Here is a 13,170-nt window from a genome sequence, read left to right on the forward strand (position 1 = left end):
CAAGACGGCGTCCAATTCCCTACAAGTCTCACGAAGAACAGTGGAGTGAACGCCTGAGAGGAGGATTAGATGACCTCGCAACGGAGCAGTTCGAGTGCCTCGTCGTCGTCCTCGAAGCAAAACCGGAGATACTGGAACGGGATGTCGACGGACGGATCGCCGCCCTTCTCGCGGTGTTCCTCGAGGGTCGCCCGACCGCCGGTGTAGGCGTGTTCGTTGACCGTCGCCGCGACGGTCTCTGGATCGTCGGTGAGTTCGATCGACGGCGCGTCCCCGGAGGAGCTCATCTTGCCCGGCCCCTCGAGGCTCGGCAGGAAGCGCCCGAGCAAGGCACCGGGTTTCTCGACGGGTAGGGCCTCCTTCGCGGCGACATCGCGACAGACCCGCACGTGTGGGTCCTGGTCGACGGCGATGGGGACGAGCGTTGGCTGTCGTCCCGCGACGAGTTGCGGCAACAGCAGGTGGGTCGCCTGCACGGCCGGATAGAACTGTAACCCGACCGTGTCCTGCTGGCCGTAGATGGCTTCGACGGTGGCCGGCGTGAGGTAGTTGGCGAGTCGAACCGCGATCGGGTAGATCACGTCGGCGTCGGCGGTGTCGATCACGATTCGCGTGTTTTCGGGATCGAAGCCGACGGCGAGAACGTCGCGGAGGTTGTCGCGCGTGTGCCCACCGATCGACGCGAACGACTGATCTTTCGCGAGGTACTTCTCGTCGTCGGACAGCGGAACGTAGACCGTCGCGCCCGTCTCTCGTTGAAAGCGCCTCGCGAGGTACAGCGACAGGACGTGGCCGAGGTGCATCGGCCCCGACGGTCCGCGGCCCGTCACAATAGCGTGGGGGTCGTCCGATTCGGCGGCCTCGAGATACTCGTTTACGTCCCGGCCGGCGTAGAACGTCCGGCGACGGATCATCGGGTGGTCGGGAAACCGGTCGAGCTGGTCGTCCGTGAGAGAGGTCGCGCCGAAGCGTTCGAGCAGTTTCTCGTAGTCGACCTCGCCGGAGACGGCGTAGGGGGTGACGGTGAACTCGTCCGCGTCGGTCGTGCTCGCTTCGGGGTTCGTTTCGGTATCGGTGCTGTCGGTCGCGTCGGTAGGGTTTGGCATTCGTGTTGGAGTCGACTGCAGTGGCTGGACGGCGGTACAGTCAGAAAACGAACGGAGGGAGCGCCCGCCGCCACGGCCGCGGGTTAGGCCACGTCGCCCGCCACGACGACACTATCCGCTCTCGAGGGTGGCTGCCAGCGCCACTGCCACTCGAGAGCGGCCGTCATCGAACAGCAGTCAGTTCGGACCGATAACAAGTGTTTTGATTCCCTCGAGAGCGGTTACGTCCCGTTGGATCGACCGTCGACGAACGCCTGCGTGAGAGCGCCGATCTCGGACCGGAACTCGCTCATCTCGAAGGGAGTCCCGTCGTGGTCGAGTCGTCCGTGAGCTTTCCGGAAGGCGTCCTCGAGAACGCGCTCGTAGAGAGGTTCGAAGGTGACGGGTTGTCCCTCGTCCTCGAGTCTCGACGTGAGAGTCTCGAGTCGGTCCTGTGTTGCGATTCTCGCTGCCAGTTCTTCTGCCGACACGTCGATGGGGGCCGGTTCGCCGGCGGTCTCGACGTGGGAATGGCGGAGCTTCGCACGTCGTCCCCGTTTGTCCCGAATCACGACGCCTGCTGCGGGTCCGTCGTACCACGCCGACTGCGGGATCGCGTACGAACCCGGATCGAAGTCCCGCGCGCGGCGTTCCCGTTCGAAGACGTTCACTGGCTCGAGGCCGATCCCGTCGAAAATCGCCTGCACTGCGTCCGGCGGGCGAAACGTTTCCGCGTTGGCCGACCAGACGTCGAAGCCGAGAAACGACGGGAGGCGGCTCCATTCGTAGTCGATCCTCCGGTAGCTGGTCGCCTCGCCGAAGAAGACGACATCCTCGACATCCTCGACCGCGTTCCGGAGCGCCTCGCGGTCGAGGTTTTCGCGAACGTGGCGGACGGCGTGCTGGTAGGGGTCAGGAACGTCGTCTGGATCGTCGTAGACGCGGTTCCGATCGCCGAAGCGGACGAGCCCCGACTGCTGAAGCTGGAATCGAAGGTGTGTGCCGTCGACTTTCTCGAGCAGCCACAGGTGCCCCTCCTCGACGAGTTCCGCCGGCGCAGCGTCGACCGACGGGATGGCCGGATACGCTTTCATCGTCAATCTCGAGACGGGTCCGGCTCCGGATCGGTGACGAACTCGAGTAACTCATCGGGGTCGGTCTCGAGCCCCTGTCGGGCAAAGAAGCTCGCGACGTTCTCGCAGTCCCGTTCCAGAAAGTCGCGGCTGTTGGGGTGGTGGACGGTGACGGCCTGGCCGACATCGATGATCACGAGTTGGCCCTCGTCGAAGACGACGTTGTACTCGCTCAGATCGCCGTGAATGATCCCTGCGGCGTAGAGCCGACGCATGTACTCGCGCATGACCTCGTAAGCGGTCTCGGGGTTCTCGATCTGGACCTCGCCGAGTCGCCTGGCGCGGCCCGCTTCGTTGCCGATGTACTCCATCACGAGGACGTTGCGTTCGGCCGCGATCGGGTCCGGAACGCGGACGCCCGCTTTCTTCGCCCGTCGGAGGTTCGCGAGTTCCTTCTTTGTCCAGGCGAGGACGACGTCTTTCTTTTTGCCCCCCAGCCCCTCGAACCGGGGGTCGCCCTCCAAGTAGTCGCGCATCTGCCGGAAGTTCGAGGCGTTGATCCGGTACACTTTGACCGCGACCTCGCGGTCGTCGCCCAGCGCGTGGTAGACGTTGGCCTCCTTGCCCGTCGAGAGCGGGCCGCCGAAGGCCTCGACGTGGCCGTCCTGAACCAGTTTGTAGAGCGCGGCAAACGTCGCGTCGTCGAACACCGACTGCTCGACCTTGAACTGGTCGGCGTCCTTGATCCGTTCCTGGAACTGGTTGAACTTCCGGTCGCGCTTACGGGCGATCCTGTCTGCCTCGGTATCCGAGACATCGATCTCTTCCCACTCGTCGCCGGGGGTTTCGACTTCCTCGAGGTCGACCAGACCGTACTCCGTTCCCTGTCCCATCTAGCCGCGTCTACGGACCGGGTGCGGGTAAAGACTGGGTATCGTTCGATCGACAGCGGAGACAGTCGTCGACACCGATACGTCGAACGCCCCCTTTTTCTCGTCGTCCGTGGTAGCTCGGAGCATGACCAAATCGGACGCGACTCAGACGACGGGGGCAAAACCGTGACCGAGTACGACGTAACCCTCGAGTGGCCCGATAGTCGAACCGAGACGGTTGCGGTCGATCCTCGGGAGACGGTACTCGAGGTCGCCCTGAGCGAGGGAATCCGGCTGCCGTACGACTGTCGGGAGGGGACCTGCATCACCTGCGTCGGCCGAGTACGTGCCGTCGGTGAGGACGATACTGACGCGGAGGGGGCAGTCGACGCCGCCGACGCGTTCGACTATCGACGCCAACCGAAGGCGCTCACCGAGGACGAGCGAGCGAACGGCTACGTCCTGCTGTGTATCGCCGTGCCGCGGGCCGATTGCCGCGTCGCGGTCGGGCCGATGGTTCGATCCGAGGTGGGAGACAGCCCGTGGGGCTAACCGACGATCGGCCGACTACAGTAACGTTATCGGGCAGGCTCCGCAACCCTCGAGCAACGAATGTCTCGCGCCGATAGCGTCGACGAAGACAACCCCTATCTCCGCGATCCGCCGACCGACTTCGACCCCGTCGAAGAGCTATCGGCGGACGAGGCCCGCGAGCAGGTCGCGTTGCTCCGCGAGGCGATCCGGGAGCACGACCGACGATACTACGTCGAGACCGATCCGATAATCGCCGACCGCACGTACGACGCGCTCTTTGCACGCCTGCAGGAACTCGAGGACGCGTTCGACCTCACCCACCCCGACAGTCCAACCAGGAGCGTCGGCGGCGAACCAATAGAGGAGTTCGAGACGGCCGAACACGTCGCGCCGATGCTCTCGATCGACCAGAGCGGCGAGGAGGAGCACGTCCGAGAGTTCGCGGATCGAGTTCGTCGAGAAGTGGGAGACGTTCAGTACGTCTGCGAGCCCAAGTTCGACGGCGTCTCGATGGAGTTCGTCTACGAGGACGGCTCACTCGAGCGCGCGGTCACCCGTGGCGACGGCCGCGAGGGAGACGACGTGACCCGGAACGCCCGTACGATCGGGTCGGTCCCCCAGCAACTCCACGGCGATTACCCCGACTTCCTCGCTGTGCGCGGCGAGGTCTACATGCCCAAAGACGCCTTCCAGGCGCACAACCGCGAGCGGATCGAACGCGGCGAAGAGCCGTTCGCCAACCCGCGTAACGCCACTGCGGGGACGATCAGGCAACTCGACCCCTCGGTCGTCGCCGAGCGTCCGCTCGAGGTCTTTTTCTTCGACGTGCTCGAGGCCAGCGACCTCGAGGAGAGTCACCGCGACGAACTCGAGCGGTTCCCCGAGTGGGGGCTTCGGGTGACGGACCACGTCGAGACAGCGGAGTCGATCGACGGCGCGATCGACTACCGCGACCGACTGCTCGAGAAACGGGACGACCTGAACTACGAGATCGACGGCACCGTGATCAAGGTCGACGACCGCGACGCTCGCGAAGCGCTGGGACAGACCGCTCGCCACGACCGCTACGCGTTCGCCTACAAATTCCCAGCACGGGCAGAGGTGACTCCGATTGCCGACGTTGCTGTCCAGATCGGCCGCACGGGACGGGTGACTCCGGTCGCCCTGCTCGAGCCGGTCGACGTCGGCGGCGTCACGGTCTCGAGAGCGAGCCTGCACAACCCCGAGGAGATCGCCGAGAAGAACGTCGACCTCGGCGACACCGTCCGCGTCCAGCGTGCGGGCGACGTGATCCCCTACGTCGAGGAGGTCGTCGAGAAAGGAGCGGAGAACGATCCGGAGAGTCACTACGAACTCCCCGACCACTGCCCGGTCTGTGACAGCGCGATCGAACGCGACGGGCCGATGGCGTTCTGTACCGGCGGGCTGGCCTGTGACGCACAGCTTCGGCGGTCGATCGAATACTACGCGAGCGACGACGGTCTCGACCTCGAGGGACTGGGCGAACAGAGCGTCCGCCAGCTCGTCGAGGCCGGCTTGCTCGAGTCCGTCGCGGACCTCTACGAACTCGACGGCGAGAACCTGACCGCACTCGAAGGCTGGGGCGAAAAGAGCGCCGAGAACCTCCTCTCCGAAATCGAGGATGCACGCGAACCGCCGCTCGCCGACTTCCTCTCGGCGCTGGGCATCCCCCACGTCGGCCCGACGACGGCTCGAGAACTCGCCCGCGAGTTCGGCACGTTCGAGGCCGTCCGGGAGACTGCCGAAACCGAGCCCGAGCGACTCGAGGGCGTCGACGATGTCGGCGAGACCGTCGCCGGCCAGATTCACGACTTCTTCACGAGCGAGGCCAACGCCGCGGCGGTCGACGACGTGCTCGCACACGTCTCGCCCCGGGAATCGGAACTCGAGTCCGGCGGCGACGAACTCGAGGGACAAACCTTCGTCTTCACGGGCTCGCTCGAGGGGGTCACGCGCAGCGAGGCCCAGGAGACCGTCGAGGCTCACGGCGCGAACGCCACGGGAAGCGTCTCCGGCAACACGGACTACCTCGTCGTCGGCGAGAACCCCGGGCAGACGAAACGCGACGACGCCGAAGCAAACGACGTGCCGATCGTCGACGAGGACGAGTTCCGGGAGTTGCTCGCGGAGCGTGGGATCGACCTCGAGTGACGCCGACATATGAAATATCAAACTTTTATCCGAGCCGATTCGAATTCGGTACGATGCCCTCCCCGCCGGATTCGCTCTCTCCACTCCAACGCGATCTGCTCATCGCCGCCCTGGCGGTCGTACTCGTAACCGCTCCGCTCTGGGTCGGTGTCTTCGGACTCAGTGAACCGGGCGTGAGCTACGAGCGGGCAGAGGTTGTCACCGACAACGACACCATCGAGTTCCAGGGCGGCCCCGTGCACGGCTCCGTTCCGATCAGTGAGGACGTCGCCTGCTCGGGTAGCATACTGTACGAGACACGAACCTGTTCCTTCGAGGCACAGCTCACCGACGGCGAAACCGTCCCGACCGGCGTCAGAACGTCAGGAACAGCCACTCATGGATTCCCATACGAGGAGTATCGATACGTCCAGGTCGACGACGCAGTCTACGAGACAGCGTATACAGTCGAGGAAGACCCCGGGGACGACATGAATCAGGTACACGCCGCCCTCGAGCACGTCGATCCCGACGACGTTCTCGAGTCGGTCTCGATCGCTGCCGAGCACAGTACGCTCTCCGAGGTCGTCCGCGAGGCACTCGAGAACGGCGAGGCCCAGACCCGCGGCGAGGTCGACGTACCGGAGACACCGATCGAAACCGACGACGGCTACTATCGCGTGTATCAATCAGGGACGACCCAACCATCACAGCGAGACGAGGCAGTACGGAGTCTCGCATGGTTCGGCGGACCGATCGTCGGACTACTGCTCTTCTATCATCTCTCCGGACGGATAACGTACGCCGACCGCGTGAAACAGGAGTGACCATCGTCCAGAGGGTACTTCTCGGACTGCGTATCCCCTCTACTCCCAATTTGCCCGCCACTCCTCGCACGTGATGCTGTATCGGATCGTGTCTCGAGGTTCGCCGTCGACAGCGATGTCGTTGCGGAGACGACCTTCCTTGCGGCCGCCAAACCGGTCGACGTACCGCTCGATGGCCCGCCGGGAGTTCTCGTTCTCGGGGTCGTGCGAGACCGTAACTACCTCGAGATCGAGCCGGTCGAAGGCAAGTTCGAGCATCCGGGCGGCACGCTCCGCCGAGTACCCCCGACCCCAGAACGGTTTCCGGAACCAGACGCCGAGGACCGCCAATCGTCGGTCCCAGTCGGGGTGTATCCCCGCCAGTCCGGCTAACTCGCCGGCCCGATCGCCCTCAGTCGGCCGCATCACGTACGTTGCAGCATCGTTTCCGTCGAAGTTCTCGCCACACGTTTCGATCCACTCGAGAGCCTCCCGCGGGTGGTCGTACGGCTCCCAGGTAACGTACTCGGTAATCTCGTCGATGTGGGGTGCACCGGCCCGTGCGTGCTCGTACAGTTCGAACGGGTCGATATCGTCGGGATGGAGCCGCTCGTACCGGAGCCGCTCGCTCTCCATTTCGGTCGGGAACAGCGACATATCTCCCACAACTCGTGACGGCGAAAAACACTTTCGAGGAAGCGAGTCGGTCACTCGCCGGCCGCGTCGACCGCAGGCAACTGGGCCGCGATCGACCGTACCCCCTCGAGCCCCTGTACCTCGCCGTCGAGTTCCGGCAGTGTGACGACCGCGAGGTCGGGAAACGACGTCCGTATCTCGGCGACGCGGTCCTCGTGGCGCTGCCGGCGCGAGACACACCGCGAGCAGCCCGCTGTCGGGTCCTGAAACACTCGGTTGACGACCAGCCGCTCGACAGGGACCTCGGCCTCACGGAGTCGCTCGACGAGTCGCTTCGTCTCGGCGATCGCCATCCCCTCGGGGATCGTGACGACGCGAAACTCCGTACAGCCGGGATCGGTGATCAGGTCGCCAGCACGCTCGAGACGGTTACGAAACGTCTCGAGGTCGTCCTCGTCGCCGTCGTCACCGGTCATCCCAGCCATCGGGCCGAACACCGCCGTCCGGGCCGCGGAGCCGATCCGGCGCACCTGCCCACGTAGTGAGCGGGTCGTCTCGAGGGCACGCCCCATCACTTCGGGCGTGTCGAACAGCCGTAGCGTATGGCCCGTCGGCGCGGTGTCGAAGACGACGGCGTCCCAGTCCGGCTCGTTCGAGTCGACGTACTCGACGAACAGATCGAGCGCAGCGATCTCGTCGCCACCGGCAGGGGTCCCGGCGGCGAAGATCCGTTCGACCTCTTCGTCCTCGAGGCGGATGCCGGCCCTGCGCAGGTCGGCGGCCAGCGCGGTCGCCAGTTTCTCGTATCGCTGGGCGCGGGCCTCGGGGTCGATTTCGGCTGCCCAGAGGGTGCCGCTGGCGTCGGTATCGTCGCCGTCGTCGTCGTCGTCGTCGTCGTCGTCGTCGTCGTCGTTGGGTCCGAACTCGAGTCGTCGAGGGCCAGGTCCGAGGTCGACCGCGAGGGAGTCGGCGAGCGAGTGGGCGGGATCGGTCGAGACGACAAGCGTCTCCCGTCCCGCGTCGGCGAGCGCGACGGCGGTCGCTGCCGCACAGGTGGTCTTGCCGACGCCGCCTTTGCCGCCGTAGAAGATACAGTCGGTCATCTCTCGCCAGGGGCTACCAGCACCAGCTACCTAACGTTCACCGTCCCAGCGAGTCCGCGTGGGTCGGCTCTCCTCGGATCGGCGTTCGGTCCAGAGCCAGGAGTCACGTGTCGGGAAAGTACCGGCCGTGAAAGCCGAACGGGACGGCGTGGGGTAGCGGCGCACGCGCCTGCTCGACGAGCGTCTCCGCGTCGAAGACCAGCAGCATCGACCGTTCCCGGCCGGTATCCAGCGCCGGCGCGATCACGACGCCGTCGTCCTCGGCCGTCCCGCCCGGCCGCCGCACCATCCGGGGCTCCTCGACGTAGACACCACGCTCCCACCATTCGGTCGCGGTCCCGCGTTCGACGTCGAGTTTGACCAGTCCGTTCGCCCCCGTTCTGTCGGTCGCCTGTGCGTAGGCGTACCGATACCGTCGGCCCCGAACCGATGCGGGCACGGTGGGAAGCTCCAGGCCGCCGTCGTACCGTCGGGAACGGCGAACGCCCCCCTCGTCCGGCTGGAACCGAAACCTGACGAACCGACCGTCGGGAGCCGCGGCGAACGCCCCCGCCGAGAGGGACTCGAAGGTGAGCGCCCGAACGATCTCGTCGTCGTCGAAGGCGACGAGATCGACGACCAGTTCGTCGCCGTCGTCGTAGGCGTTGACGTGGTGGAAGGTGAAGAACGGCGACGTTTCGACCGTTCCAGCGAGCGTCTCGGCGTCCCGGTCGACCACGATGAACCTGCTCGTGGCCGTCTCGTCGTACTCGAGTACGTCGAGCAACCCCTCGTTCCACGGAGCCAGTGCCTTCGCCAGCGCGATCCGGAGCGGCGTCTCCACGATGACGACGTACGATTCGGTGACAGAACAGTCGTGGACGTAGCCAGGGCCGGCGGCCGGCACGGTAGCGACGTGCCGACGGGCGGCGTGGCCGTGTGGAATCCGATAGACGTGATACGACGGTGAGAGCCCGAACTCCGTGCTGTAGCCGATCGTCTCCTCGCGGTTCGGATCGACCGTCAGGTGGGCCGTCGCCAGGTGTTCCCCGATGTCGTCGTGCCACCGGAACTCGCCGCGGGTCTCGAGCGTGACCGGATCGAAGGCGATCCGGCGCGGGGCCTCGGTGAGCGCGACGAAGTGTTCACCGAGTCGGGCGACGTGGACGGTCGCGTTGTCCGTCGGTTCGGGCGGGCCGAGCGATCGGAGCCACCGCAACGTTCGGCGAAGCGAACCGTCCCCGGTCGCAAACTCCGTCGCGCCGTGGCCAGCGTCGGCGGCCGCGTACGCGCCGGTGCGCAGGAACCGGTTCGTATACGACACGGTGCCGTCGTCGAAGCCGTAGCGACGGAGCATCGCCAGGCCGTCGAACCAGTGGGTCGCACGCTCGCCGCCGAACTCGAACCGTCCCGGCCCGTTCCGGATCAACGCCCCGGAGAGCCACGACGGAACGGTCCCCTCGACCGGGAGCCGTCGATCAGCGTACTCGGTGTCGACCGTTCCAAACCCGAGTTCGTAGGCACGATCGGTTGCGTCCGACATACCCACACCTCGGGAGGAGAGCGGATCAATCCGCGGAAAGCGGAACCGACCTGCAGGTCGAGCGACGGTCGCCACTCCCCTCCCAGGGGCGTTCTCGAGGTATACCGCTCCCCGTTCGCTCGAGCGGGGCTACGACCTGGCGACCGGTCTGTCAGTTGTGACCAGTGGTCTGCCGTGGTGCATACAACGTGTGACCGAGACGCTCTTCGACCTCGGTGTCCGTTCGAAAATCTGGGTGTAGTCGGCCTACGGCACTCGAGTCGAAGTTCCGATCGAGGACCTCTCGGGATCGGTCGAGTTTTCGTCGTCGTTACCGCGTTCGGCAGTGGCTTTCGGAGGGTCGCGGGTCGCAGTTGCAATCGAGTAGTTCTCGGTGTTCATTTCTTTTTCAGTCATCATGCACCAATCCGTCCTCGAGACTAATAAGGCCGTTGTGGAATGACTACTGAGTCCTTATATCGGATTATACACGCTGTGTTTTTCCCAGGAAAGTACACCATATATTTCGATAATAGTGTAGAATAGCCACGAGATTCAATTTTTTGTCACAGAACCAGCGTGGCGCTACCGTCGTCACAGCAACCGGGCTTCGCCTGGGAGGCCCAGCTGTGGGCCGTCCCAGCGGTCAGTCGGAGATTCGGTGGTGACGATCGTGACTCGCTATTCCTCCCGTTCGAGGACCGTCACCTCCTGTGGATCGGGACCGATCACGATCTCGTAGCTCGTGTACTCGAATCGAACGGCGACGGGGCCGGGCGACTCGAGCAGGGCGGTCAGTGCTTCGGTGTCGACGGCTTCGTACAGCGGTGGCAGAGCCGTCGGATCGCGGTCCTCATAGGCCGCGATTCGATCGAGTGCTGTGACGAGTGACTGGTGCATGAGTGGGCGCTTTGGCAAGCGAGATGGCGACGGTCGTTTCACAGCCGGGACAGCTCGCGCGGTCGGTCGTCGTCGCGATACTCACGTCTGTTCTACAGTCGCGGTGGATCGTTGTTCTCGAGACCATGTGTTCCGTCTTTCTCTATCTACAGGCCCCAACACAGCGGAAAACAATCCCTCGAGAACGCCGGACACAGCGGTCACTGGCTCGGCGGAACGTCGGCAGGTCTTTATTTTGCCAACGTCAATTGCGGATTGCCTCCACCGTGGAGGTCAGACGTTGAGCCGGAGGGCCCGGCACCAACCAAGCACTCCGGCTCAGCGCACTTTCGTGCGCATTCCTCCGTTTCGCAATCTACCCTAAAAAACGTTAGGATACTGATCGGTTAGGCTGGAGCGTCCGCTCGAGCGATCGGAAATCGTACAACTCCGACAGTGTGTTTCTGGACAATCACCAGGCCAAAACGCTACCCTCCCAGCCTCACGTCTGCGTGCGGGTGAATCCACACTGCTTATACTATTCCGTCGTGGATGTTGACTCGAGGGCACGTAGCTCAGTCCGGAAAGAGCGTCGGACTTCTAATCCGACGGTCGTGGGTTCAAATCCCATCGTGCCCGTGAAGCCGCCGAGCACCGCGTGGCGTGTTGCGTTCTCTGCGAGCGACGTGCGCACTGACTGCCCCAGAATTTCAACAGCGCCCTGCATTTCCATTCGAAAAGTGTGTGGTGGCTCCTGTTGATTTCGAACGAGGGCTGATACCTGCCTCACTCCCTAAACAACCTATCGATTATGGTCGTAGCGTCGAACTTGCTCGTGATGTCGATGGAACGTTAGAGATTAATAGATTAAGTTCGGTTTCGAAATTATGGGGGAGGAAATAATGTCTCTCCACGTATCGGAGTTATTCTTACGGTTATCATAGTCACATTCCTGGCGATAACTATTGGCTCTCTTATATTCGGTCCATCGACAACTGAACCGAGTACAGAAGTTAGTACGAGTGCTGACTCCGGCAACGTTTCGAATTGGCTTTTGTATCTTCACTTCGCCATAACGCTCCTCATTCTGAAGAAATTGTGGGATACAAAGTCCGAGGTTGAAGAATTGAAAGAAGACATCGAATCGTTAGATGCACCGGAGTAGAGCAGCAATTCATTTGTGTCAACGACCGTGACCCCACCGAGTGTGGGGTGACGTGGATGGCTTCTGCGAGCAAGTGATCTTTCTCGCGCTCTCCGCACGACCTCCAGAGCAGCCAGGTGACCTTCTATCGTCGCGAAGATGTGCCCCCTGGGTCGGCAACGACCAGTCAACACACGTGAAGACATCCCCCACTGGTACTCCGGCCGTCGTCTCGACCGTAAACAGCCCGACCAGCATAGCAATTACTCCACTGGTAATAGAGCGGTGACCGTTCACCTCTGGTTGTAGTCGCGCCCTCGAGGGCGGGGTCGGCGGCGCGATCGCGCCGCGACGGCTGCGGGTCGGTTTCGCACTTCGCGCGAAACACCCCTTGCCGGCTGTCGCCAAGGGGACAGCGCCAAAAAATTGGTCGTGTCCCAAACTCGTCTAGAGTCGTAACTGACTCCTGTGGAAACAGGGTCACCTCTGGTACCTACCCCGAAGTGACCCATGCACNCGCCACAATCGACGCGCAATTCACAGTTAGTCTCGACCCAGACAAAACGCTACCGCTTGCCACGCTCGCTGAATCTCTTACCGAGATTCAGCTTGAGGCCACTATCCTCGAGGAGATCGTCAGAAGCCTCGACGAGCGTCTCGTCGAGGCGTATTGCGGGGAGAAACACGCGCGCGGAAACGGCGACCGCCGTTTCCAGCGCGCTGGCACCACGACACGTACAGCCGTTACAACTGCTGGAGAACACGAATTCACGCTCCACCACGTCAAAGATACCGCTGCCACTGAGGACGATCCAACCTACTTCCGGCCACTCGAGGACCTCGTCGAATTCGACGGACAACGCATCTATCAAGAGGATGTTTCGCTCCAGAGTACCGACCTCGCTACGTCGCTCAGCTTTCGTGATGCCGTCGCCCACGGCGACGGCTTNGGATGTTTCGCTCCAGAGTACCGACCTCGCTACGTCGCTCAGCTTTCGTGATGCCGTCGCCCACGGCGACGGCTTCACTCCGATGCCTTCGAAAACGACGATCAACCGGCGAGTCCGCGAGTACGGCAGCAAACTCGGTGACTTCGTTCGTGGTCGGCTTCCTGGGACGAACGCAGACACTGTCGTTCCTGACGGAACGAAGTGTCATAGCCAGGACGATCACTGCACGTACCACGACGTCAACGTCACCCTCGGACAGACCACCGAGGAAGACACGGAAACGACGCTTCTAGACGTCAATCTCAACGATTCTTGGGATGAGACAGCAGCGACTCTCGAGGAGACCGAGGCGATCACTGACGACGCGACGGTCGTCAGTGACGCCGAGAATGCGCTCGTCGATGCGTTCGAGAATGGTGACCGATCTCACCAGCTC

10 protein-coding genes, 1 tRNA gene and 1 pseudogene are annotated in these 13,170 nt (G+C 63.4%); 5 read left to right on the forward strand and 7 right to left on the reverse strand.

Going from position 1 to position 13,170, the window contains the following annotated elements; all coding sequences use genetic code 11:
- Nucleotides 1-65: 65 nt before the first annotated feature.
- From C446_RS01080 to rio1, 3 genes are all read right to left on the reverse strand, one after another.
- The gene (locus C446_RS01080; RefSeq protein ID WP_006671195.1) at nucleotides 66-1,106 is read right to left on the reverse strand and encodes a tryptophan--tRNA ligase; all 1,041 of its coding nucleotides are present in this window, start codon (nucleotides 1,104-1,106) and stop codon (nucleotides 66-68) included.
- Between the two features lie 221 nt (nucleotides 1,107-1,327).
- Nucleotides 1,328-2,179 carry an RNA ligase family protein gene (locus tag C446_RS01085; RefSeq protein ID WP_006671196.1) on the reverse strand — a complete coding sequence of 284 codons (852 nt, stop codon included), beginning with the start codon at nucleotides 2,177-2,179 and terminating at the stop codon, nucleotides 1,328-1,330.
- A gap of 2 nt (nucleotides 2,180-2,181) precedes the next feature.
- A complete protein-coding gene (gene rio1 / locus C446_RS01090) occupies nucleotides 2,182-3,051 on the reverse strand; it encodes a serine/threonine-protein kinase Rio1 (RefSeq protein WP_006671197.1) in 870 nt (289 codons plus the stop codon).
- 165 nt (nucleotides 3,052-3,216) lie between these two features.
- Between rio1 and C446_RS01095 the strand changes: the two genes are divergently transcribed.
- The 3 genes from C446_RS01095 to C446_RS01105 are packed head-to-tail and all read left to right on the forward strand — an operon-like array spanning nucleotide 3,217 to nucleotide 6,542.
- Nucleotides 3,217-3,582 (forward strand): 2Fe-2S iron-sulfur cluster-binding protein, encoded by a 366-nt coding sequence (locus C446_RS01095; RefSeq protein WP_049919960.1) that lies wholly within the window; start codon nucleotides 3,217-3,219, stop codon nucleotides 3,580-3,582.
- 60 nt (nucleotides 3,583-3,642) lie between these two features.
- A complete protein-coding gene (ligA, locus tag C446_RS01100) occupies nucleotides 3,643-5,736 on the forward strand; it encodes an NAD-dependent DNA ligase LigA (RefSeq protein WP_006671199.1) in 2,094 nt (697 codons plus the stop codon).
- Nucleotides 5,737-5,789: 53 nt separating this feature from the next.
- Complete coding sequence (locus C446_RS01105) at nucleotides 5,790-6,542, forward strand: hypothetical protein (RefSeq protein ID WP_006671200.1); 753 nt, start codon at nucleotides 5,790-5,792, stop codon at nucleotides 6,540-6,542.
- Nucleotides 6,543-6,581: 39 nt separating this feature from the next.
- Here the strand turns inward: C446_RS01105 and C446_RS01110 are convergent, their stop codons facing one another.
- From C446_RS01110 to C446_RS01125, 4 genes are all read right to left on the reverse strand, one after another.
- On the reverse strand, nucleotides 6,582-7,178 hold the full coding sequence (locus tag C446_RS01110) for a GNAT family N-acetyltransferase (protein WP_006671201.1): 597 nt from the start codon (nucleotides 7,176-7,178) through the stop codon (nucleotides 6,582-6,584).
- 50 nt (nucleotides 7,179-7,228) lie between these two features.
- A complete protein-coding gene (locus C446_RS01115; RefSeq protein ID WP_006671202.1) occupies nucleotides 7,229-8,260 on the reverse strand; it encodes an ArsA family ATPase in 1,032 nt (343 codons plus the stop codon).
- Between the two features lie 103 nt (nucleotides 8,261-8,363).
- Entirely contained in the window at nucleotides 8,364-9,782 is a 1,419-nt protein-coding gene (locus tag C446_RS01120) for a carotenoid oxygenase family protein (protein ID WP_006671203.1), read from the reverse strand.
- Between the two features lie 660 nt (nucleotides 9,783-10,442).
- Nucleotides 10,443-10,661 carry a HalOD1 output domain-containing protein gene (locus C446_RS01125; RefSeq protein WP_006671204.1) on the reverse strand — a complete coding sequence of 73 codons (219 nt, stop codon included), beginning with the start codon at nucleotides 10,659-10,661 and terminating at the stop codon, nucleotides 10,443-10,445.
- A gap of 543 nt (nucleotides 10,662-11,204) precedes the next feature.
- Between C446_RS01125 and C446_RS01130 the strand changes: the two genes are divergently transcribed.
- A tRNA-Arg gene (locus tag C446_RS01130) sits at nucleotides 11,205-11,279 on the forward strand.
- A 1,008-nt stretch (nucleotides 11,280-12,287) separates the two neighbouring features.
- Nucleotides 12,288-13,170 (forward strand): annotated as a pseudogene (locus C446_RS01135) (hypothetical protein); the annotation flags it as partial.

The sequence above is a fragment of the Halobiforma nitratireducens JCM 10879 genome, from assembly GCF_000337895.1.
GTDB lineage: Archaea > Halobacteriota > Halobacteria > Halobacteriales > Natrialbaceae > Natronobacterium > Natronobacterium nitratireducens.

What these genes read in the sequence shown, in the direction of transcription:
- C446_RS01110 (WP_006671201.1), bottom strand. Translation starts at nt 7,178, where the DNA reads ATGTCGCTGTTCCCGACCGAAATGGAGAGCGAGCGGCTCCGGTACGAG.
- C446_RS01080 (WP_006671195.1), bottom strand. Translation starts at nt 1,106, where the DNA reads ATGCCAAACCCTACCGACGCGACCGACAGCACCGATACCGAAACGAAC.
- C446_RS01120 (WP_006671203.1), bottom strand. Translation starts at nt 9,782, where the DNA reads ATGTCGGACGCAACCGATCGTGCCTACGAACTCGGGTTTGGAACGGTC.
- ligA (WP_006671199.1), top strand. Translation starts at nt 3,643, where the DNA reads ATGTCTCGCGCCGATAGCGTCGACGAAGACAACCCCTATCTCCGCGAT.
- rio1 (WP_006671197.1), bottom strand. Translation starts at nt 3,051, where the DNA reads ATGGGACAGGGAACGGAGTACGGTCTGGTCGACCTCGAGGAAGTCGAA.
- C446_RS01105 (WP_006671200.1), top strand. Translation starts at nt 5,790, where the DNA reads ATGCCCTCCCCGCCGGATTCGCTCTCTCCACTCCAACGCGATCTGCTC.
- C446_RS01085 (WP_006671196.1), bottom strand. Translation starts at nt 2,179, where the DNA reads ATGAAAGCGTATCCGGCCATCCCGTCGGTCGACGCTGCGCCGGCGGAA.
- C446_RS01125 (WP_006671204.1), bottom strand. Translation starts at nt 10,661, where the DNA reads ATGCACCAGTCACTCGTCACAGCACTCGATCGAATCGCGGCCTATGAG.
- C446_RS01115 (WP_006671202.1), bottom strand. Translation starts at nt 8,260, where the DNA reads ATGACCGACTGTATCTTCTACGGCGGCAAAGGCGGCGTCGGCAAGACC.